Annotated in this window: 18 protein-coding genes; 1 reads left to right on the forward strand and 17 read right to left on the reverse strand. The window is 73.4% G+C overall.

Features of this window, described 5'->3' with window-relative positions:
• Positions 1-6: 6 nt before the first annotated feature.
• A complete protein-coding gene (locus tag Q0858_RS13485) occupies positions 7-1,758 on the reverse strand; it encodes a procyclic acidic repetitive family protein (RefSeq protein WP_299055259.1) in 1,752 nt (583 codons plus the stop codon).
• Between the two features lie 273 nt (positions 1,759-2,031).
• The gene (locus Q0858_RS13490) at positions 2,032-3,906 is read right to left on the reverse strand and encodes an ABC transporter ATP-binding protein (RefSeq protein ID WP_299055260.1); all 1,875 of its coding nucleotides are present in this window, start codon (positions 3,904-3,906) and stop codon (positions 2,032-2,034) included.
• 186 nt (positions 3,907-4,092) lie between these two features.
• On the opposite strand from Q0858_RS13490, the gene Q0858_RS13495 reads away from it, so the two are divergent.
• The gene (locus tag Q0858_RS13495) at positions 4,093-5,670 is read left to right on the forward strand and encodes an adenylate/guanylate cyclase domain-containing protein (RefSeq protein WP_299055263.1); all 1,578 of its coding nucleotides are present in this window, start codon (positions 4,093-4,095) and stop codon (positions 5,668-5,670) included.
• Here the strand turns inward: Q0858_RS13495 and Q0858_RS13500 are convergent.
• The 15 genes from Q0858_RS13500 to sufD form a co-directional block, all read right to left on the reverse strand.
• Positions 5,643-7,241: an ABC-F family ATP-binding cassette domain-containing protein gene (locus Q0858_RS13500; RefSeq protein WP_299055266.1), complete on the reverse strand. Its 1,599-nt coding sequence runs from the start codon at positions 7,239-7,241 to the stop codon at positions 5,643-5,645. The two genes, Q0858_RS13495 and Q0858_RS13500, sit on opposite strands and share 28 nt — an antisense overlap.
• 66 nt (positions 7,242-7,307) lie before the next feature.
• Positions 7,308-8,207, reverse strand: coding sequence for a phosphotransferase (locus Q0858_RS13505; protein WP_299055270.1), 900 nt, complete (start codon positions 8,205-8,207; stop codon positions 7,308-7,310).
• Between the two features lie 9 nt (positions 8,208-8,216).
• Positions 8,217-8,921 (reverse strand): dienelactone hydrolase family protein, encoded by a 705-nt coding sequence (locus Q0858_RS13510; protein ID WP_299055272.1) that lies wholly within the window; start codon positions 8,919-8,921, stop codon positions 8,217-8,219.
• A 35-nt stretch (positions 8,922-8,956) separates the two neighbouring features.
• Positions 8,957-10,549, reverse strand: a complete 1,593-nt coding sequence (locus Q0858_RS13515) for a sulfatase-like hydrolase/transferase (RefSeq protein ID WP_299055275.1) — start codon at positions 10,547-10,549, stop codon at positions 8,957-8,959.
• A 173-nt stretch (positions 10,550-10,722) separates the two neighbouring features.
• Positions 10,723-11,352 carry an acVLRF1 family peptidyl-tRNA hydrolase gene (locus Q0858_RS13520; protein WP_299055278.1) on the reverse strand — a complete coding sequence of 210 codons (630 nt, stop codon included), beginning with the start codon at positions 11,350-11,352 and terminating at the stop codon, positions 10,723-10,725.
• A complete protein-coding gene (locus tag Q0858_RS13525) occupies positions 11,349-11,882 on the reverse strand; it encodes a GNAT family N-acetyltransferase (protein ID WP_299055281.1) in 534 nt (177 codons plus the stop codon). Before Q0858_RS13525 ends, Q0858_RS13520 begins: the two co-directional genes overlap by 4 nt.
• Positions 11,883-11,890: 8 nt before the next feature.
• On the reverse strand, positions 11,891-13,744 hold the full coding sequence (locus tag Q0858_RS13530) for a sulfatase-like hydrolase/transferase (protein ID WP_299055284.1): 1,854 nt from the start codon (positions 13,742-13,744) through the stop codon (positions 11,891-11,893).
• Positions 13,745-13,769: 25 nt separating this feature from the next.
• Positions 13,770-15,593, reverse strand: coding sequence for a sulfatase-like hydrolase/transferase (locus Q0858_RS13535; protein ID WP_299055287.1), 1,824 nt, complete (start codon positions 15,591-15,593; stop codon positions 13,770-13,772).
• Between the two features lie 68 nt (positions 15,594-15,661).
• Positions 15,662-16,228 carry an ASCH domain-containing protein gene (locus Q0858_RS13540; protein WP_299055290.1) on the reverse strand — a complete coding sequence of 189 codons (567 nt, stop codon included), beginning with the start codon at positions 16,226-16,228 and terminating at the stop codon, positions 15,662-15,664.
• Entirely contained in the window at positions 16,194-16,586 is a 393-nt protein-coding gene (locus Q0858_RS13545; RefSeq protein WP_299055293.1) for a metal-sulfur cluster assembly factor, read from the reverse strand. The genes Q0858_RS13540 and Q0858_RS13545 overlap by 35 nt, the downstream gene beginning before the upstream one ends.
• Positions 16,583-17,074, reverse strand: a complete 492-nt coding sequence (gene sufU, locus Q0858_RS13550; RefSeq protein ID WP_299055296.1) for a Fe-S cluster assembly sulfur transfer protein SufU — start codon at positions 17,072-17,074, stop codon at positions 16,583-16,585. Before sufU ends, Q0858_RS13545 begins: the two co-directional genes overlap by 4 nt.
• Complete coding sequence (locus Q0858_RS13555; RefSeq protein WP_299055298.1) at positions 17,071-18,339, reverse strand: SufS family cysteine desulfurase; 1,269 nt, start codon at positions 18,337-18,339, stop codon at positions 17,071-17,073. Before Q0858_RS13555 ends, sufU begins: the two co-directional genes overlap by 4 nt.
• A gap of 2 nt (positions 18,340-18,341) precedes the next feature.
• The gene (sufC, locus tag Q0858_RS13560; RefSeq protein ID WP_299055300.1) at positions 18,342-19,103 is read right to left on the reverse strand and encodes a Fe-S cluster assembly ATPase SufC; all 762 of its coding nucleotides are present in this window, start codon (positions 19,101-19,103) and stop codon (positions 18,342-18,344) included.
• A 24-nt stretch (positions 19,104-19,127) separates the two neighbouring features.
• On the reverse strand, positions 19,128-19,490 hold the full coding sequence (locus tag Q0858_RS13565; RefSeq protein WP_299055303.1) for a non-heme iron oxygenase ferredoxin subunit: 363 nt from the start codon (positions 19,488-19,490) through the stop codon (positions 19,128-19,130).
• On the reverse strand, positions 19,487-20,725 hold the full coding sequence (sufD, locus tag Q0858_RS13570) for a Fe-S cluster assembly protein SufD (protein WP_299055306.1): 1,239 nt from the start codon (positions 20,723-20,725) through the stop codon (positions 19,487-19,489). Before sufD ends, Q0858_RS13565 begins: the two co-directional genes overlap by 4 nt.
• Positions 20,726-20,773 lie beyond the last annotated feature (48 nt).

Consider the following 20,773-nt stretch of genomic DNA (forward strand, 5'->3'; position numbering starts at 1 on the left):
CCCAGGCTAGGACTCGCGGCTCGACTCCTCGACGAGCCGTCGCAGGACGGCGTCGATGGCGTGGTCGGAGTCGGTCTGGCCCTGGGTGAGCAGGGTGGCCTCGTCGCCGGTGAGGTGGTGCGTGCGGCCGCGGGTGTCGAGGAGTCGGGTCAGGCCGTGGGGGCTGGTCCAGACGGTGCCGGCGGGGGTGGGCGCGATGGTCCAGCCGAGGTGGGTGCGTGCGCGGTGGGTTGTCCTCGACAGGGGTTGGGAGTCGGTGGTGGTCTGCCCTGGTGGCCCGCCGTGGGCAGGGTCGACCCAGGGGATCGGGTGGTCGAGGTCCATGGTGCGGCCGCGGCGGGTGGCGTGGGGGAAGGCTTCGGCGGGTGATCGGAGGAAGATCCGTTCTCGCATCCAGGTGGGGTGTTCGTAGGCGTCGACGGCGTGGGTCTCGCGGTTGTCGATGACGGGCTGGACGGTGAGGTCGTGGCGCCGCAGCAGGGCGGCGAGGTGGGTGATGTCCAGGGGGCCGTGGCCCTCGATGCGGGCGACGCCGGCGCGGCCGGTGGTGCCGTCCAGGGCGGACTCGTGGAGGTGGACGTACAGCGTGGCCTTGGGCCGTAGACGGGTGAGGGCCTTCGCGTCGAGCTTCGCGAGGACGTCGTCGGTCAGCGCGAGGGGTGAAGCGGGGACCGCGGACTCGGGCTCGGGTTCGACGTGGTCGCTGGGCTCGTTCGGCATCTCGTCGCCGGGCTCGGGGTCCGGGACGTCGGCGGGGACGACGGTGTCATGCTCGGGCCCTTGGTCGGGCTCGGTCTCCGGTGCGGGTCCGCCGCGGCGGGTGGCTTCGGCCCGTCGTTCCTGGGTGATCCAGTCCTCGTCGACCGGGTGAGGGTTGTCCTCCTCGCCGACGGTGGCGGGGTCGGCGGGGTCGGCGCCATGCGCGACCAAGAGCGCCATGAGCTCGGCGGGGCGGGCGAGCCAGCCCATGGCCTCGGCGCGCAGCCAGTCGCGGGTCTGCTCGGGCAGCCCGGCCGCGGCACGCTGCACAGTCAGGATGTCGGCGACGCGGTCGACCATCGCGGCGACGTAGACCGCATCACCGGTCGCGAGACGGGCGATCAACGTGCGCATGCCGGTGGCGTCGGCGCGGCCCAGGCCGACGTACCGCTTCGCCCGCGACGCCGCGGCGCGGGCGCGGTGGCCGTCGGGGTCGGCGAGGATGACCGAGGCTTCGGCGATCTCAAGGACCCGGGAGGGGGAGACGCCAATGATGGCCTCGGCGACGGCGGCGTCCACGACCGGCATCCCCGCCTCAGGCACGGCACGGGAGATCGAGGCGACCTTGCGGGCCACCCAGGCTTCGGCCTGGCCGTCCATGACGTGGCGCCAGGTCCGGGGCAGACGGTGACGCAGGTCCAGGGCGTCCGCAGCCATCGCCCGCACCCCGACGGGGTGGCGCGACAGGGCGACGCCGAGCTCGAGCAGTGACAGGTCGCGCACCAGCGGCGCACCGTCGCCGGCGATCGCGACCAGCTTCTCCCCACCCAGGACCTCACCGGGGGTGGCGACGTAGCCGGGTTCGTCGCGGGGGTCAGAGGCGAACCGGTCACACCACGTCAGGCACGCCAGGAGCTCGTCGAGCTCGGCCTCACGACGACGGCGGACGGCCTCCTCGGCGCGGAACAGCACCTCGTCGGTCGGTGACAACTCCCACTCGCGCACCACCGGCTCGCCGGGCAGGTGCCCCGGAGCATCAGTGGTGGTGGGGGTGGTCATGGTCCGATTGTAATCGAACACATGTTCGACAGCAATGGTTCGTCCACACCCGGATCGGCCCGGCTGGCGGGCGGGAGGGGTCTCGACAAGCTCCCCCACCGGGGGTGCGGGCCGTCGTACGTCTCACCGGGTCTCGTGGCTCGCACCTCGACCTCCGGACCGGCGCCGGGCCCGTCCGGTGGTTGAGGTGTGAAGAGCCCTGGCGAGGAACCTCGAAACCCGATGAGAGTCCCGACGTGCTTGACCACCGGGGGTGCCGACGGCCGGCCCGTCTCAGGCGCGGGCGGGCTCGGTGTCGTCGACGAACTGGGTGGCGTGGAGCTGGGAGTAGAGGCCGCCCTCCTCCAGGAGCTCGGCGTGGGTGCCGGACTGCACGACGCGTCCCTTCTCCAGCACGACGATGAGGTCGGCGTGGCGGACGGTGGAGAGGCGGTGCGCGATCACCAGCGACGTCCGGCCCTCGAGGGCGGCGTCGAGGGCGTGCTGCACCGCCCGCTCCGACTCCCCGTCGAGGTGGGCGGTCGCCTCGTCGAGGACGACGATGGGCGGGGCCTTGAGCAGCAGCCGCGCGATGGCGAGCCGCTGGCGCTCCCCGCCCGACAGGCGGTAGCCGCGGTCGCCGACGACGGTGTCGAGGCCCTCCGGCAGCGACCCGACGAGCTCGGCCACCTGGGCGGCCTCGAGGGCGTGCCAGATGTCCTCCTCGCTGGCACCCGGGCGGGCGTAGCGCATGTTCGTGAGGATCGTCTCGTGGAACATGTGGGCGTCCTGGGTGACGTACCCGACGGTGTCCTCCAGGGACTGCAGCGTCACGTCCCGGACGTCCTGGCCGCCGACCCGGACGGTGCCGGAGCCCACGTCGTACAGGCGCGCGAGGAGGTGGGTGATCGTCGACTTGCCGGCGCCGGACGGGCCGACGAGGGCGACCATCTGGCCGGGCTCGACACGCAGGGAGACGTCGTGCAGGACGGGGCCGTGCTCGGCCTCCTCCTTGCGCTCCACGCCCTCCAGCGAGGCCAGCGAGACGTCCGAGGCGCGGGGGTAGGTGAAGGCCACGTGGTCGAGCTCGACGCCGGAGGCACCGCGCGGGAGGGCGACGGCGTCCTTGCTCTCGGTGACCATCGAGGGCAGGTCGAGCACCTCGAAGACGCGCTCGAAGCTGACCAGCGCGGTCATGATGTCGATGCGGACGTTGGCGAGGCCCTGCAGCGGTCCGAGCAGTCGCAGCAGCAGGGTGGCCAGGGCGCCCAGGGTGCCGATGGTGACGGCCTCGTTGAGCGCGAGGTGCCCGCCGACGCCGTACACGAGCGCGGTCGCGAGCGCCGGGACGGTCATCATCGCCGCTCCGAAGACCCGGGTCAGCAGGGTGATGCGGACGCCGAGGTCGCGGACCTGCGCCGCCTTGCCGGCGAAGGACTCGTCCTCCTCCTCGCGGCGGCCGAACAGCTTGAGCAGCATCGCGCCGCCGACGTTGAAGCGCTCGGTCATCACGTTGCCCAGCTCCGCGTTCGCCTCCATCTGCTGCCGCGTCAGGCCCGCGAGCCGTACGCCGACCCAGCGGGAAACCCCGAACAGCAGCGGGAAGGTCGCCAGGCAGAGCAGGGTGACCTGCCAGCTCAGCGCGAGCATCGTGATGCCGACGACGACCACGGCGATGACGTTGGAGACGGTGCCGGACAACGTCGAGGTGAAGGCCCGCTGGGCGCCGATGACGTCGTTGTTGAGCCTCGAGACCAGCGCCCCGGTCTGCGTGCGGGTGAAGAAGGCCAGCGACTGGCGCTGCACGTGGGCGAAGACCCGGGTGCGGAGGTCGAAGATCAGCCCCTCACCGATCCGGGACGACAACCAGCCCATGCCGACGCTCAGCAGCGCGCTCAGCAGGGCGGTGCCCACCATCGCGAGCGCGAGCAGGGTCACCAGCGTGCCGTTCCCGCCGAGGATCCCGTCGTCGATGATGTACTTCACGAGCAGCGGCGTCACGACCAGCAGCCCGGCGTCCACGACGGTCAGCGCCAGGAAGATCGTGATCAGCCGCTTGTGCGGCCCGGCGAACGTCAGCACCCGGCGCAGGGTGTCCCGCTTCAGGCCCTGGTTCACCGCCGAGCGGTCCGTGCGGAGGTGGCGCCAGGCCATACCGGCTCCGGTCATCCCCGACATCGCCCACCTCCTCCTCGTCGCGGGCCGCTGGCCCGTCCTCAACTCTGTCCGAACAGCCCTGACACCCACCCTGTTCCCCTCAGGCTGCACCTTCGAGCGCGGTCGAGGTCAAGACCGCCACGGGAGCATCGGGGACCGGCGTCGAGTGAACACCTGTACTGCGTAGGATCAGCGCGTGTGAGGGGTGCGGTACGACAGCGCGGCCGGAGCAACGCCTTCGGCTCCCTGCTGCTCGGCTCGCCCGACCAGGGTCGTCGGGTGCTGCGCCTGCGCGTCCAGGTGATGCTCACGGTCCTGCTGGTCTCCACGAACGTCATCGGTGCCGTCGTGGTGGTCGGGCTGTCGGTGCTGGTGGTGCCGGGCCCTCCCCCGAACGGCTCGCTGCTGCTGGCCGCCGCCATCGCCATCCCGGTGTACGTCGGCGTCGCCGTCCTCGTGGGTGCCGTGTGGGGCACCGCGTGGGCGCTGAAGGCGCTGCGCTGGGCCAGCGAGGGGCGGGAGCCCGACGAGCGTGACCGTCGACGGGCGCTCAGGGTGCCCCTGCGCCTGACCGCGATCCAGGGCGCGCTGTGGGCGACGGCCGCCGTCCTGTTCACCACGCTGACGGTGATCCTCCAGCCCGACCTCTGGATCGCCGTCGCCCTCACCAACGGCATCTCGGGCGTCGTGGTCTGCTCGATCGCCTACCTGTTCAGCGAGTTCGCGCTGCGCCCGATCGCCGCCCGCGCCCTGTCGGGCCACGGACCGCCGCTCGACCGCGGGTCCGGCGTGCGCCGGCGGATGATGCTGTTCTGGGCGCTCGGGACCGGCGTGCCCACGGCCGGGCTGGTCACCGTGGCCCTGCTGTCCTTCACGCGCGACGACATCAGCCTGGAGCGGCTGCGCGTGATCATCCTGGTGATCGCGGGCGTCGTGCTCGTGTTCGGTGCGCTCATCACGCTGCTCAACGCCCGCGCCGTCGTCTCCCCCATCCTCGCCGTGCGCGACGCCCTCGCCCTGGTCGAGCGGGGGGACCTCGACGTCGAGGTCGTCGTGTACGACGGCACCGAGCTCGGCCGTCTCCAGGCCGGGTTCAACGAGATGGTCACCGGCATGAAGGAGCGCGAGCGCATCCGCGACCTCTTCGGCCGCCACGTCGGTCAGGACGTCGCCGAGGCCGCCGTACGGCGGGAGGTCGAGCTCGGGGGTGAGGTCCGGACCGTCTCGGTGCTGTTCATCGACATCGTCGGCTCGACGGGCTTCGCGGTCGAGAACGAGCCGACCGCGGTCGTCGACGTGCTGAACCGCTTCTTCCAGGTCGTGGTCGAGGAGATCGACCGCGGCCACGGACTCGTCAACAAGTTCATGGGCGACGCCGTGCTGGCCGTCTTCGGCGCCCCCGTCGACCACGAGGACCACGCGGGCGCCGCCCTCGCGGCGGCCCGGCGCATGGCCTCACGGCTGCTCGACGACGTGCCCGAGATCCGCGCCGGGGTCGGCGTCGCCACGGGCGAGGCCGTCGCGGGCAACGTGGGCGGGGCGAAGCGCTTCGAGTACACGGTCATCGGCGACGCCGTGAACACGGCGGCCCGGCTCACCGAGCTGGCGAAGGAGGTGCCGGGCTGCATCCTGACGACCAGGACCACGGTCGCTGCGGCCGACGGCGACGAGGCCCGCCACTGGCAGGACCACGAGGAGCTCACGCTGCGCGGGCGTGACACGGCGACCGCGACCTGCGTGCTGGCACCTCAGGCCAGGGACACCAGGTCCGCGTAGTCGGCGTTCCAGTGGTCCTCGACGCCGTCAGGGAGCAGCAGCACCCGGTCGGGCTCGAGGGCCTGCACGGCGCCCTCGTCGTGGCTGACCAGGATGATCGCGCCCTCGTAGGAGCGGATCGCCGACAGCACCTCCTCGCGGGAGGCCGGGTCGAGGTTGTTGGTGGGCTCGTCGAGCAGCAGCACGTTGGCCGACGACACCACCAGGATCGCCAGCGCGAGTCGCGTCTTCTCGCCGCCGGAGAGCACGCCGGCGGGCTTGGTGGCGTCGTCGCCGGAGAACAGGAACGAGCCGAGGACGGTGCGTGACTCGGTGTCGGTGAGCTGCGGCGCCGCGTGGCGCATGTTCTCCAGCACCGTCAGCGAGGTGTCGAGGGTCTCGTGCTCCTGGGCGTAGTAGCCGAGCTTGAGCCCGTGGCCGGGCTCGACCTTGCCGGTGTGCTCGTCGTCGACGCCGGCCAGGATGCGGAGCATCGTGGTCTTGCCGGCGCCGTTGAGCCCGAGGATGACGACGCGGCTGCCGCGGTCGATGGCGAGGTCGACGTCGGTGAAGACCTCGAGGGAGCCGTACGACTTGGACAGCTCGGCCGCGGTGAGCGGCGTACGACCGCAGGCGGCGGGCTTCGGGAAGGCGATCTTGGCGACCTTGTCGGCGCGCCGCTCCCCCTCGATGCCGGACATCATCTTCTCGGCGCGCTTGAGCATCGACTGGGCGGCCTGCGCCTTGGTCGCCTTGGCGCGCATCTTGTTGGCCTGGTCGGTCAGCGTCTTGGCCTTCGACTCGGCGTTCGCCCGCTCGCGCTTGCGCCGCTTCTCGTCGGTCTCCCGCTGCGTCTGGTAGCGCCGCCACCCCATGTTGTAGACGTCCATCCGCTCGCGGTTGGCGTCGAGGTGCAGCACCCGGTTGACCGTGTCCTCGAGCAGGGCGTTGTCGTGGCTGATCACGATGAAGCCGCCCGAGTAGGACTTGAGGAACTCGCGCAGCCAGACGATCGAGTCGGCGTCGAGGTGGTTCGTCGGCTCGTCGAGGATGAGCACCTCGGCGGCGCTGAAGAGGATGCGCGCGAGCTCGACACGACGGCGCTGGCCACCGGACAGGGTCCGCAGCGGCTGGCCCAGGATGCGATCCTCGAGACCGAGGCTGGCCGCGATGGTCGCGGCCTCGGACTCCGCGGCGTACCCGCCGCCAGCCTGCAGCTCGTCCTCCGCCCGGGAGTAGCGGCGCATGGCCTTCTCCCGCGTGGCGGGGTCGTCGCTGGTCATGTCCTGCTCGGCGCGACGCATCTTCGCCACCGCGGCGTCGAGGCCGCGGGCGGACAGGATCCTGTCGCGGGCGAGGGTGTCGAGGTCGCCGGTGCGGGGGTCCTGGGGCAGGTGACCGATCTCGCCGGTGACCGACACGGAGCCGCTCGCCGGGAGCGCGTCGCCGGCCAGCACCTTCGTGAGCGTCGTCTTACCGGCGCCGTTGCGGCCGACCAGGCCGACCTTGTCACCGGCACCGACGCGGAAGCTGACGTCCTCCATCAGGAGCCTGGCACCGACCCGGATCTCGAGCTTCTGGGCGGTGATCATGGCGTGCCTCATCGTACGGCGCGCGAGGCGCCCGCCCCGCATCGCCGGGCGCGCGTGAGGCACGTCTCAGAGCAGCGCCTCCACGTGCGGGGCCTGCCGTGCCAGCGCCCGCAGGTGGGGTGCGACGGCGGGGTGGCGCAGCTTGCCCGCGAGCGCGCCCTCGCCGCGGGCGGCCCGCGACAGGGCCCACTCGGCGCGGTTGAGCACGGTGAGGACGGCGGTCGTCCTGGCCCCCAGCAGCACCTGCTCGCGGGTGGCGAGGCCGTCGGGGAGGCCGAGCAAGTAGGCGTCGACGAGCGGCTCGAGCTCCTCGCGGGCCGAGAGCGACCAGTAGCCGAGGTCGGCACCCACCGGGCCCCGTCCGAGGGTGGACCAGTCGACGGCGAGGGCGTCGTCACCGTCGCGCCCCGGGAGGTTGGCCGGGACGGCGTCCCCGTGCTGGGGCACCTGCGGCAGGGCGGCGACCCGCTCCAGCAGCAGGCGTCGGCGGCGCCACAGGTGGTCGGCGACGTCGGCGGCGGTGGTGCGGCCCAGCGTCGGCCAGCCGCCGTTCCGCTCGACACGCCGTACCCGGTCGGGCAGCGGGTCCCGCGCCAGCCAGGACCGCTCCCCCAGGTCGGCCGCGGCGAACCGTCCCGTCGCCCGGGCCACGAACAGGCCCGTCGTGGGCTCGACGGCGACCCGGTGGTGGCGCAGGGTGATGCCCTCGTCGTCCTCGTCGACGGCCAGCGCCTCCGGGCCACGCAGGCCCGGCGTCGCCGCCACCAGCCCGGTGCGCGCGACCTCCGCGGCGCGACGCCAGTACGCCGGGTGGCCGGGGTCGCCGTACTCCGGCGGGTCGTCGGGTCCCGGCGCCAGCAGGCGCGTCACCACGACCGCGCCCTCCTCGTGCGCCAGCCAGGCCCCGAGGCAGGACGGCGAGGAGCCCTGACCCAGCGGCTCCCACCGCGGGTCCGGCTGCCACACCCGAGACCCCTAGGCCGCCGGGACCGGGAGCCGGTCCGCGAGGAACGCGGTGGTGCGGGCCCAGGCCTTCACCGACGCGTCGGCGTCGTGGAAGGGCAGGTCGGGGTTGTCGAAGGCGTGGTCGGCGCCGGCGTACGTGACGAGCTCGGCGCCGTCGCGAACCACCGCCGCCTCGATCTGCGCGACCTGCTCCAGGGGGATGAAGGAGTCGGCGGTGCCGAAGTGGTGCAGCGACGGCGCACTCACCCGGGGTGCGAGGTCGAGCAGCCCGGGCAGGGCCGAGCCGTAGTAGGCGACCAGCGCGTCGACGTCGGCGTGCGCGGCGACGGAGAAGCCGAGGCCGCCGCCGAAGCAGAACCCCACGACCCCCGTCCGGCCGACCGTATCCGGCCGGGACCGCAGCACCCCCAGCGCCGCGACCGCGTCGGCCACGGCGGCGTCCCAGTCGCAGCGGCCGGCGATCGCCATGGCGTCGTCCAGCGCCGTGGGGCCCTCCGGGACGCTGCGGACCCCGAGGCGCCAGAAGATCTCCGGGGCGAGGACGACGTAGCCCAGGTCGGCGAGGTCACGGGCCCGCTGCTCGACGTAGCGGCTGATGCCGAAGATCTCCTGCAGCAGCAGGACGCCCGGGCCGGTGCCGGCGGGCGGGAGCCAGAGGTGGGCCGGCATGTCGCCGGCGTCGGTGGCCACGGACACCGACGGGGTGCTGGTCATGGGCCGAACCTAGGGCATCGGCGGCGCCGGGCGGCTCAGGACCGCGCGGGCAGCACGAACGGCATCTCCTCGCCGGGCCGGACGACCAGCCGCTCGGGGCGCCGGTGGGTCGTGACCTCGCCGTCGGCGTACGTCCGGCCCCGCACGGTGAACCGGACCGGTCCGCGCCCTTCCCGGACGGTCGCGAGCGGCGCCCGGGTCTCCTCGAGCCACCCCAGCATCGTGGCCGCCATCGCGGCGGTCCGCCCCGGCCGGCGCCCCGCGAGGTCACGGCGCTCGGCCGGGTCCCGCACGAGGTCGTGGAGCCGGTAGCGCCGGGTCTCGTAGGAGTAGGTGAGCTTCCAGCGGCCGTCGCGCAGGACCGTCTGCGGCCGCTGGTCGCGGGTCGTGCCCAGCAGGTAGCCCGGGAAGTGGGCGACGAAGGTGCGGTCGAACCGCTCGTCGGCGGTGAGCGCCCCGCGCAGGCTCCTGCCGTCGAGCGGCGCCCGCGGTCGCGGCTCGGCCCCCGCGTAGTCGGCGAGGGTGGCGTACAGGTCGGTCGCGTCGACCACCGACGGGTTGACCACGCCGCCGTCGACGAGGTCCGGGTTGTCGCTCCAGGCGACCCACGGCACCCGGATGCCGCCCTCGAGCAGCAACCCCTTCTGGCCCCGCAGCGGCCCGTTCGAGGCCCCCAGGTCGGTGCGGCCGCCGTTGTCGGAGGTGACGACGACGATCGTGTTCTCGGCCAGCGTCCGACCCGGGTCGCGGGGGTCCTCGGTGCGCCGCAGGTGATCCACCGTGCGGGCGACGGACTGGTCGAGGCCCTCGACGAGGCCGGCGTACGCCGCGTCCCGGCCGCTCGCGGCCCCGTCCGCCAGGCCGCGGTACTTCCGGCGCAGGTCGGGTCGCGGCTGCTTGCCGTCGATCGGGTCGTGGACCGCGACGTGCGACATCCAGAACAGGAACGGCTCGTCGGCGTGACGGTCGATGAAGTCGAGGCCGGCGTCGGTGATGGCGTCGGTGATGTGCTTGTCGGTGCCGACCAGCGCGTCGAGGTCCTCGCGGGGCACCCCGGTCGAGTACGGCGCGACCTGGGTCTCGACGTAGTCCTCGGTGTAGTCGCCCGCGAACTCGTCGAGCGTCGGCCACACCTTCCGGTCGAACTCGCCGTCCTCGGCGAGGTAGGAGTCGGCCGCGCCGGTGTTGCCGCCGCCGAAGTTCTCGTCGAAGCCGTGGTCGTCGACGATGTTGCTCGCGCCGCGGGTGATCTGGAACTTGCCCGCGAAGCCGGTGCCGTAGCCGACGTCCTGCAGCGCCTCGGCCACCGTCGTCGCCCGCCGCGGGATGATCGCCGAGCCGTCAGGACGGCCCTGGGGCGCGCCCTCGAGGAGGGGCCTGTTCCTCCCGACGCGGTCGAGGCTGGTGACCGAGAAGATCCGGTTGTCGGGCCGCGGGGCCGACATGCCGGTCAGGAGCGCCGCCCGGCTGGGCGCGCAGGTCAGGGCGGCGTAGGCGTTGTCGAAGACGACGCCGTCCTGCGCCAGGGCGTCGATGGCGGGGGTCTGGTTCAGCGCGTCCGGGTGGCCGCCGTTGGTCCGTCCGGTCGACAGGTCGCCCCACCCGAGGTCGTCGGCGAGGATCACCACGACGTTGGGCTGCGACCCCGTTGGCGGCGCGGGGTCGGGCCCCCTCCCCAGGCCGCACGCGGCCGTGGCGGTGGCGCACACGAGGGCGAGGGCGGCGGTCCCGGCGACGCGTCCGACCGGGTGTCGTGCGGGGCGAGTGCGGATGGGACCTCCCGGATGGCGGTCCGACGACCCTACTGGGCGTTGACGACGACCACCGACAGCCCGAGGGCGTCGGCGACGGCTCCGTCGAGCACGGCGCGCCGAGGCTCGCCGACCTCGAGGAACGTCCCCACCGGCCGCACCCGCGCGAGACGGGGGTCGGCCAGGACGGCGTCGAGGGCGCCGCGGTCGCCGCCGCGGACCACCGGTCCGAGACCCCCGAGCAGGCGGACGGCGTGGTCGGCGGCCGCCTCGAAGGCCACCCGCGCCTGGCCCGCGCGGCGGCGGGCGAAGCGCTGCTGCGACTGCCCGCCGGCCGCGGTACGGCCCTGCACGTGACGCTTGCCCACCTTGGTGGCCCCCACCTCGGTGCCCGCCAGCCGCGCGACCGCGAACCCGCCGCGACGCACGAGGAGCACGCCCCAGTCGTCGGGGACGGCGGCTCGTGCGGCCGCGGCCAGGCGGTCGGGCGCCGGGTCGCCGTCGTACGTCGCGTCGAAGGGCAGGTGCGCCGTCACCGTCGAGCCGTCCTCCGCCTCCCCGAGCAGCGCGCCGTCCGCCACCGTCCACCCGGCCGGACCGTGCGAGCCGGTGAAGTTCTCGACCCAGCGGGCCCACCGCTCCGGCGGGACGACGACCGTCCGCGGCGCGGGCGCGCTCACCCGGGCTCCACCAACGGGTAGACGGTGGCGTCGAGGTCGCGGTCCGACCAGGCGAGCCGCGGCCGGTCCGACGGGTTGCGCCGCAGCCCGAGGTCCCGCAGGCCGCCGCGCCTCGCGACCGCGATCGAGGCCGGGTTGTGGGCGTCGATCCAGGCGACGCACGGGCGGTCCGGGGCGACGGCGTGCGCGGCGTCGAGGGAGGACGCCAGGAGCAGGCCCGCGTACCCGTGGCCCTGGTGGGCGGGGGCGATCCGGTAGTTCAGGTTCCAGTGGTCGGCGCCCCCACGGGTGTGGTGCTGGGCGCCGCCGGTCCCGACGACCTCCCCGGTGTCGGCGAGCCGGACGGTCCAGTAGCTCAGGCCCGACGCCCAGCGCTCCGCAGCCAGGGTGAGGTAGCGGCGGGTCGCCGCAGGATCGGCGTGGACGGAACCGGGCTCGTGCGCCCACAGCCGGGGGTCGCCCAGCAGGGGCCAGAGCTCGTCGACGGCGTCGACGGACATCGGCGTCAGCTCGAGGGGACCGGCGCGCACGGCGTGACCTACCCGCCTGCGGGCGGCAGGACGAACGGCATCTCCTCGCCGCCCCGCACGCGCAGCGTCGTGGCGCGGTCGTGACGGGTGACGGTGCCGTCGGCGTACGTGACGGTGCCCGGCTCGACGCGGACCCGCTGGGCCCCCTGGCCCCGGCGCACCGTCGCGAGGGGGGTCCTCAGACGGCGGAGCTCGTCGACCATGCTCCGACCGAGACGGCGTGCCAGGGCGGGCCGGCCCGGCGCGAGGTCGCGGCGCTCGGAGAGGTCGGCGGCGAGGTCGTAGACCTGGAGGCGCCGCGACTCGTAGCTGTAGCGGACCTTGTAGCGGCCCGTGCGCATCACGCTGACCGGGCGCTGGTCGCGACCCTTGCCGAGCGAGTAGCCGGGGAAGTGGAACAGCAGCGGGTGCCCCTCGCCCTCGCCCCGGGCGAGCAGGGAGCGCAGGGAGCGGCCGTCGATCGGCTTGCGGTCGGCACCGGGGACGCGGGCGTAGTCGACGAAGGTCGCCGAGACGTCGGTGACGTGGCTGATCGAGCGGTCCACCCTGCCGCGGCGCACCAGGGCCTCGGAGCCGCTCCACGCCACCATCGGCACCCGGACGCCGCCGTCCCACAGCTGGAACTTCTCGCCGCGCAGAGGCCCGTTCGAGGCGCCGACGGGCTGGCTCTTGTTCGCGTTGTAGGTCTCGCGGCCGCCGTTGTCGGACATGACCACGACGACGGTGTTCTCGGCGAGGCTGGTGCCGTCCGCGCGGGGGTCCGGCGTCTCGCGGAGGTGGTCGACGATGCGGCCGATCGTCTGGTCCATGCCCTCGGTCAGGGCGGCGTACGGCGGCACGGCGGGCTCGTCGCCGGTGTAGGAGCGCTTCGCGTCGCGGTACTTGGCGAGCAGGTCGCTGCGCGCCTCCTCCGGGCCGACCGGGGTGTGCACGGCGTAGTGGTTCACCGAGGCGAAGAACGGCCCGCCGGTCGCCGCACCCTCGTCGATGGAGGCGAGCGCGGCGTCGCCGACCGCGTCGGTGGCGTGCTTGGGGGTGCCGACGAGCGCCTCGAGGTCGCTGCGCGGGACGCCGGTCGAGTACGGCGCGACGTTGTCCGCGACGTACTCGGCGGTGTAGTCGCCGGCGAACCGGTCGAGCTCGGGCCCGACGTTCCTGTCGAACTCCGGGCCGTCGTCGCCGGGGGCGGCGAAGTACTGCTTGAGGCCGCCGGAGGGCCGCCCGCCGTAGTTCACGTCGTACCCGTGGTGCTCGGTGATGTCGCCGGCGGACCGGGTGACGTGGAACTTGCCGACGTGGGCGGTGAAGTACCCGGCCGCCGACAGCATCTCCGGCATCGTGATGGTCTCGGGGCGCAGCTCGGTGCGCCCCTCCTCGTCGCCGTGCGGGATGCCGCGCAGCGCCGGGGGCCGCTGGTTCTTCGCCTCGCCGGAGACGTTGTCGAGGTCCACCCCGCCGTACACGTTGTTGTCGACCCGCTGGTTGTAGTCGCCGGTCAGCAGGCTCATCCGGCTCGGCGCGCACGCGGGCTCGCCGTACGCGTTGACGAGGCTGGTGCCTCGCTGGGCGAGCCGGTCGAACTGGGGCGTCTGGATGAAGTCGTTGCCGTGGCCGAGGTTGGTGCGGCCGGTGGAGACGTCGCCCCACCCGAGGTCGTCGACCATCACCAGCACGATGTTGGGGCGCGCGTCGTCGGTCTGCGCCGGTTGCTGGGTGAACGCCGTCGAGCCGGCGCCGGGGGCCCCGCCGTCCGCAGCGTCCTCCGCCGTCGCGGACCCGCCCGTCGAGCAGGCGGCCAGCGGTACGGCGGCACAGGCCAGCGCGAGGGCGGAGGCCAGCGTGCGGCGGGGAGGAGTCGGCATCACCTCGACGGTAACGGGCGAGAGGTCACTGTCCTGCAGGGTCGGGCGTCGGGTCGGGCGTCGGGTCGGGCGTCGGGTCGGGCGTCGGGTCGGGCGTCGGGTCGGGCGTCGGGGACCAGACGAGGGGCATCTCCTGCCCCTCGCCCACCAGCAGCGTCCCGGGGGCGTCGTGCTGGAGGACCGCGCCGTCGGCGTAGGTGAGTCCACCGGCCGCCGTCGGCACCGTCAGGGGTCCCTGGCCCGCCCGGACGACCGCGAGGTCCGAGTCCAGACGGGCGAGCTCCGAGACCAGGCTCCGCACCATGATCGCCGTCCGCTCCTCGTGCCGACGGGCGAGGTCGCGGGTCTCCCCGGGATCCTCACGGAGGTCGTAGAGCCGGGCGCGCATGGTCTCGTACTCGTAGAGCACCTTCCAGCGCCCGAGCCTGAGCGTGGAGGCCGGCCGCTGGGAGCGGGCACCGTCGAGGAAGTACCCCGGGTGGTGGTGCAGGACCGGCCCGACCCGGCGTCCCCCGGAAGCCAGGAGACCACTCAGGTCGCGTCCGTCGACCGGGCTCGCGTCGTCGGGCAGGACCTCCGCGAGCGCCAGGACGGTGGCGGACAGGTCGGTGAGCTGGACGGCCGAGTCGTTGCTCGCCCCGGGCGCGACCAGCGCCGCGTCGCCGCTCCAGGCGACCAGGGGCACCCGGACGCCGCCCTCCCAGAGCTGGAACTTCTGCCCGCGCAGGGGGCCGTTCGACCCCGTCCACGCCTCGGGCGGCCGCGCCGCGCGTCCCCCGTTGTCGGAGGTCACGAGCACGACGGTGCTCTCGGCGAGGGAGCGGTCCGGCTCCCGGGGGTCCGGGGTGGTCCGGAGCCTGTCCACGATCCTCGCCACCGTCTGGTCGACGCCCTGGAGCATCGCCGCGTACGCCGGGACGGCCGGTGCGCGGTCCGGCAGGAGCGCGGCCCAGGTCGACCGGAGGTCCGCGCGGGCCGAGTCCGGTCCCACGGGTGCGTGGACCGCGTAGTGGTTCACGGAGGTGAAGAAGGGCCGGGGGTCCTCGGCGGCGCGGTCCAGGGAGGCCAGGGCCGCGTCGCCGACGGCGTCCGTGAGGTGCTTCGGGGTCCCGACCAGCGCCGCGAGTGCTGCGGGGTCCACGCCGTCGGAGTACGGCGCGACATGCTGCGCCACGTACTCGGCGGTGTAGTCCTCCGCGTAGGCGTCGAGACCCGGACCGACCGCGGCGTCGAACTCCGGCCCGTCCGGGCCCGGCGAGGCGTGGTAGGACCGCCCCCCGCCGGCCGGGCCCCCGCCGACGTTGACGTCGTACCCGTGGTCCGCCGTGATCGCGTCGACGGTGCGCGTCACGTCGAACTTGCCGACGTGGGTGGTGCGGTAGCCGGCGTCCGCGAGACGCTCCGGGACCGTGACGGTGGCCGCGCGGAGCGCACTGCCGCCTACGTCGTCGCCCTGGCGGACGCCGCGCAGCAGCGTCGACCGACGCGCGGAGTCCCCGCTGAACCGTCGGCCGCCGTAGACCCGGTTGTCGTCGCGCTGGGGTGCACGTCCCGTCAGCAGCGCCATCCGGCTCGGCGCGCAGGAGGTCTCGGCGTACGCCTGGGTGAGGACCGTCCCCTCCCGGGCCAGCCGGTCCAGGGCCGGGGTGCGGTGCCACGGGTGGGGGTGGCCACCGGTCAGGACCGCGCTGCCCGCGTCGCCGGCGCCCATGTCGTCGACGACGACGAGGACCACGTTGGGTCGCAGGTCGGGCGTGCCGGGCGACTCGGCCGCCGACCCGGTGGAGGCCGTCGCAAGGGTCCCGACCCCGAGCGCGGCCACGATCGACAGGGTCCTCAACGGCGTCACGTCAGGACTGAACCAGTCGGGTCCCGCGCTCCGCAGGCGAACGAGGGAACCGGTCGCGCCGGACCCGGTCAGCCCCGGGGAGGCTTCGGGTACAGCAGCCGGAACCGCTCGAGCACGACGGGCATGTCGTGACGGAAGCCACGTCCGAGCGGGTCGTTGTCGGTGAAGAACCGCTCGTGCTCGGCGCGCCACTGGGCGAGGGAGCCGTCCCCCTCCCCCTCGGCGGCGGCGTGGTCGGCGTCGACCTCGTCGAAGGCGACGACCCGCACCGCGGTGGTGCCGATCAGCGCCCGGGGCCGTCCGGACCCGTCGAGCACGATATCGAGCGCCCCGGCCTCCGGGAGCGGGCTCTCGTCACCGACGTAGTCCTCGGCGGCGCTGGCCGTCGCGGTCTTCTCGCCGTCGAGGACCAGGCCGACCAGCTCGTCGGCGGTGACCCGGTCCGCGCCGAACGCCCAGGCGGGCGGACGAAGGGAGGCGATCACGGACGGGCCGAAGTACCCCGGCAGGGACTCCAGCTTCGCGCGCCGCCTGGCCTCCACCCAGAAGGCCTCGACGGCCTCGTCGGACCCGTCGGACGGCCCGGACGGCTCCGACGGCTCAGACGTTGAAGCCGAGGGCTCGGAGCTGCTCACGACCGTCCTCGGTGATCTTGTCGGGGCCCCACGGCGGCATCCACACCCAGTTGATCGCGGCCTCGGCCACGAGCCCCTCGAGTGCTGCCGCGGTCTGGTCCTGGATGACGTCGGTCAGCGGGCAGGCCGCCGAGGTCAGGGTCATGTCGATGACCGCGTTGGAGTGCTCGTCGACGTGCACGCCGTACACGAGGCCGAGGTCGACGACGTTGATCCCGAGCTCGGGGTCCACGACGTCCTTCATCGCCTCGGTGACGTCCTCGGGGGTGACGCTCGACGTGGCCGCCGCTCCCCCGTCGACGTGCACCTCGGGGAGGTCGTCCCCGTGGTCGACCTGGGACTGGATCTGCTCGGTCATGCGTCTCCTCCGTTGCTCTGGGTGGTGCTTGCGCTGCTCACGGCGTCCTTCCAGGCCATCCACGACAGCAGCGCGCACTTGATCCGTGCGGGGAACTTCGCGACGCCGGCGAAGGCGACGCCGTCCTCGAGGACGTCCTCGTCGGGCTCGACGGTGCCCTTGCCCTGCATCAGGGCGAGGAACTCCTCGTGCACCGTCAGCGCCTCGGCGACCGGCTTGCCGATGAGCAGGTCGCTCATCACCGACGTCGAGGCCTGCGAGATCGAGCAGCCGACGGCGTCGTACGACACGTCGGCGACGACGTCGCCGTCCTCGCCGGGGCTGACGTGCACCCGCAGCGTGACCTCGTCCCCGCAGGTCGGGTTCACGTGGTGGACCTCGGCCTCGTAGGGCTCGCGCAGCCCCGCGTGGAGCGGGTTCTTGTAGTGGTCGAGGATGATCTCCTGGTACAGCGCGTCCAGGTCCTGACCGGTGCCGCCGGCGGTCATGACGCCACCCCGAAGTAGGTCCGGGCGGCCTCGAGGGCCTCGACGAACGCGTCGACCTCGGCCGGCGTCGTGTACAGGTACGACGACATGCGCGTCGTGGACTGCACGCCGAAGCGGGCGTGGGCAGGGCGGGCGCAGTGGTGACCCGCCCGGACGGCGACGCCCCGGCTGTCCAGCACCTGCGCGACGTCGTGCGGGTGCACGCCGGCGAGCTCGAAGGCGATCGCTCCGCCGCGGTCGGCGGCGTCCTGCGGCCCGAGGACCGTCACGCCGGGCACGCCGGCGAGACCCTCGAGCGCGTACGCCGTGATGGCGTGCTCGTGGGCGGCGACGGCGTCCATGCCGAGGTCGGTGAGGTAGCGCAGCGCGGCCCCGAGGCCGACGGCCTCGACGATCGGCGGCGTGCCGGCCTCGAACTTGTGCGGGATGCCGGCGTACGTCGAGCCCTCCATGCGGACGGTCTCGATCATCTCGCCGCCGCCGAGGAACGGCGGGAGCGCGTCGAGCAGCGCCCGGCTCCCCCACAGCACCCCGATGCCCGTGGGCCCGACGGTCTTGTGGCCGGTGAAGACCAGCGCGTCGGGACGCTCCTCGACCGGCATCGACGCCAGGTCGATCGGCATCTGCGGCGCCGCCTGGGCGGCGTCCACGACCACGACCGCGCCGACCTCGTGGGCGCGCCGCGCGATCGCGGCGACGTCGTTGACGGTGCCGAGCATGTTGGAGACCCAGGTCAGCGAGACGACCTTGGTCCGTTCGGTGATGAGCGAGTCCACGTCGGACAGGTCGAGCCGGCCGTCGTCGGTCAGGCCGAACCAGCGCAGCGTCGCGCCCGTGCGCTGCGTCAGCAGCTGCCACGGCACGATGTTGGAGTGGTGCTCCATCTCGGTGACGAGCACCTCGTCGCCCTCGCCGACCTGGCGGTCGCCGGCCCACGCCATGGTGTTGGCGAGCAGGTTGAGCGCCTCGGAGGCGTTCTTCGTGAAGATGACCTCGTCGCGCGAGGGGGCGCCGAGGAACTCGGCGACCGTGTCGCGGGCGGCCTCGAACGCCTCGGAGGACTCCGCGCCGAGCTGGTGCATGGCGCGCGCCACGTTGGCGTTGTGGTGCTCGAGGTGGTCGACCATCGCGTCGATCACGCACTGCGGCTTCTGCGAGGTGTTGGCGCTGTCGAGGTAGACCAGCGGCCGGTTCCCCGCGAGCGTGCGCTCCAGGATGGGGAAGTCCTTGCGGACGACGTCCAGCTGGGGAAGCAGACCGTCCATCGTCACACCGCCGCGGCCTTCGTGTACTTGTCGTAGCCCTCGGCCTCGAGCTGGTCGGCCAGCTCGGGGCCACCCTGCTCGGCGATGCGGCCGTTGACGAAGACGTGCACGACGTCGGGGGTGATGTAGCGCAGGATCCGCGTGTAGTGGGTGATCAGCAGGACGCCGCGGTCACCCTTGTCGGAGAACCGGTTCACGCCCTCGGAGACGATGCGCAGGGCGTCGATGTCGAGGCCCGAGTCGGTCTCGTCGAGGATCGCGACCTTCGGGTCGAGCAGCTCGAGCTGGGCGATCTCGTGGCGCTTCTTCTCGCCGCCGGAGAACCCCTCGTTGACCGAGCGCTGCGAGAAGGTCGGGTCGAGGTCGACGCGCTCGAGGGTCGCGTTGACGTCCTTGACCCACGTGCGCAGCTTCGGGGCCTCGCCGTCGATGGCGGTCTTGGCGGTCCGCAGGAAGTTCGCGACGGAGACGCCGGGGACCTCGACGGGGTACTGCATCGCCAGGAACAGCCCGGCGCGGGCGCGCTCGTCGACCGACATCGCGAGGACGTCGTCACCGTCGAGGGTCACGGACCCGCCGGTGACCTCGTACTTCGGGTGCCCGGCGATGGAGTAGGCCAGCGTCGACTTGCCCGAGCCGTTCGGGCCCATGATCGCGTGGACCTGGCCCGAGTCGATCGTCAGGGTGACGCCCTTCAGGATCTCCTTCGGGCCGTCCTCGGTGGCGACCGAGACGTGCAGGTCGGTGATCTCCAGCGTGCTCAATGCAATCTCCTCAGTTGTCCGGGCTCAGCCCGGGGTGACGCCGTTGAGCGTCCGGGTGGGGTCGACGTACACGCCGTCGGCGCGCACCTCGACGGGGAACAGGGCGACCGGCTCGGTCGCGGGGAGGCCGGTGGGCCGGCCGGTGCGGAGGTCGAACATCGACCCGTGCAGCCAGCACTCGATCTGGCAGCTGCCGCCGACGACGGCGACCTCGCCCTCCGAGAGGGCGACCTCCGCGTGGGAGCAGAGGTCCTGGATCGCGAACACCTCGTCGCCGTCGCGGCCCAGGGCGATCTCGAGGTCGCCGGCCTTGACGCCGAGCGCCTCGTCGGTCGGGACGTCGTCCAGGCTGCAGACGCGCTCGAAGGCGCCGTCGGTCCCGCTCATGCCACCGGACCGGTGCTGACGGGCTCGTAGCCCTTCAGCACGTTGCGCTCGAGCTCGGACTCGACGGTGCTCAGCAGCTGCTCCTCGAGCTCGGGCACGCCGACCTTGCGGATCAGGTCGTTGAAGAACCCGAAGATCACCAGTCGACGGGCCTCGGACTCCGAGATGCCGCGCGAGCGGAGGTAGAACAGCTGCAGGTCGTCGAACCGGCCGATGGTCGAGGCGTGGCCGGCACCCTCGATCTCGCCGGTCTCGATCTCGAGGTTCGGCACCGAGTCGGCCTGGCAGCCGTCGGTCAGCACGAGGTTGCGGTTCTCCTCGTAGGTCTCGATGCCCTCGGCCTCCTTGCGGATCAGCACGTTGCCGACCCACACGGTGCGGGCCTTCTCGCCCTGCAGCGCGCCCTTGTAGCTGACGTTGCTCTTGGTGCGCGGGGCGTTGTGGTCCGCGAACAGGCGGTGCTCGAGGTGCTGGCCCTCGTCGGCGAAGTACAGGCCGAGCAGCTCGGCCTCGCCACCCGGGCCGGCGTAGGTGACGTTGGCGTCCATCCGGACCACGTCGCCGCCGAACGTCACGGCCACGTGCTTGTACGACGCGTCCCGCCCGACGCTGGCCTGCTGGTGCGAGAGGTGCACCGTGTCGTCGGCCCAGTCCTGCAGCGACACGACGGACACCTTCGCGCCGTCGCCCACGACGACCTCCACGACCTCGGCCAGCGAGGCGGACCCGGTGTGGTTCAGGACCACCACGGCGCTGCTGTGGTGGCCGAAGCGCAGCACGACGTGGGTGCCGCCGGTCGAGTCCGCACCCTCACCGGTGACCTCGACGAAGACGGGCTCGGTGAGCTCCGCCTCCGCCGGGACGTCGACGAGCAGGGACTCCTCGGTCTCGGCGAGGATCCGCGCCGAGACCAGCGTGTTCGGGACCAGCCCGCTCACGCCGCGGAGCTCCCGGGCGGCCTCGCCGGCCACGGTCTCGACCCGCACCCCGTCGGGGGCGGTCCAGGACGTCCGCACGGCGTCGGCGGCCAGGGCCGCGTCGGCGTGCAGGCCCCGGAGGCGCTTGAGCGGGGTGAACCGCCAGATCTCCTCGCGGCCGGTCGGGACCGGGTGGGCGTCGACGTCGAACGAGCCCTCGGGGTGCAGGTGGCTGTCCACCCGCGCCATCTCGAGCGCGCCCTCCGCCGACTCGAGGGCGGTACTCGCCGCCCCGGCGGTCTGGTCGGTCACAGTCACGTGCGGTGTACCTCTTCGTAGGTCGTGGAACGGGTGGGAGCGGGGCCG

Origin of the sequence: uncultured Nocardioides sp. (assembly GCF_947489365.1) — a bacterium.
Taxonomy (GTDB): Bacteria; Actinomycetota; Actinomycetes; order Propionibacteriales; family Nocardioidaceae; genus Nocardioides.

What these genes read in the sequence shown, in the direction of transcription:
- Q0858_RS13485 (WP_299055259.1), bottom strand. Translation starts at nt 1,758, where the DNA reads ATGACCACCCCCACCACCACTGATGCTCCGGGGCACCTGCCCGGCGAG.
- Q0858_RS13490 (WP_299055260.1), bottom strand. Translation starts at nt 3,906, where the DNA reads ATGACCGGAGCCGGTATGGCCTGGCGCCACCTCCGCACGGACCGCTCG.
- Q0858_RS13500 (WP_299055266.1), bottom strand. Translation starts at nt 7,241, where the DNA reads ATGATCACCGCCCAGAAGCTCGAGATCCGGGTCGGTGCCAGGCTCCTG.
- Q0858_RS13510 (WP_299055272.1), bottom strand. Translation starts at nt 8,921, where the DNA reads ATGACCAGCACCCCGTCGGTGTCCGTGGCCACCGACGCCGGCGACATG.
- Q0858_RS13530 (WP_299055284.1), bottom strand. Translation starts at nt 13,744, where the DNA reads ATGCCGACTCCTCCCCGCCGCACGCTGGCCTCCGCCCTCGCGCTGGCC.
- Q0858_RS13545 (WP_299055293.1), bottom strand. Translation starts at nt 16,586, where the DNA reads ATGACCGAGCAGATCCAGTCCCAGGTCGACCACGGGGACGACCTCCCC.
- sufU (WP_299055296.1), bottom strand. Translation starts at nt 17,074, where the DNA reads ATGACCGCCGGCGGCACCGGTCAGGACCTGGACGCGCTGTACCAGGAG.
- Q0858_RS13555 (WP_299055298.1), bottom strand. Translation starts at nt 18,339, where the DNA reads ATGGACGGTCTGCTTCCCCAGCTGGACGTCGTCCGCAAGGACTTCCCC.
- Q0858_RS13565 (WP_299055303.1), bottom strand. Translation starts at nt 19,490, where the DNA reads ATGAGCGGGACCGACGGCGCCTTCGAGCGCGTCTGCAGCCTGGACGAC.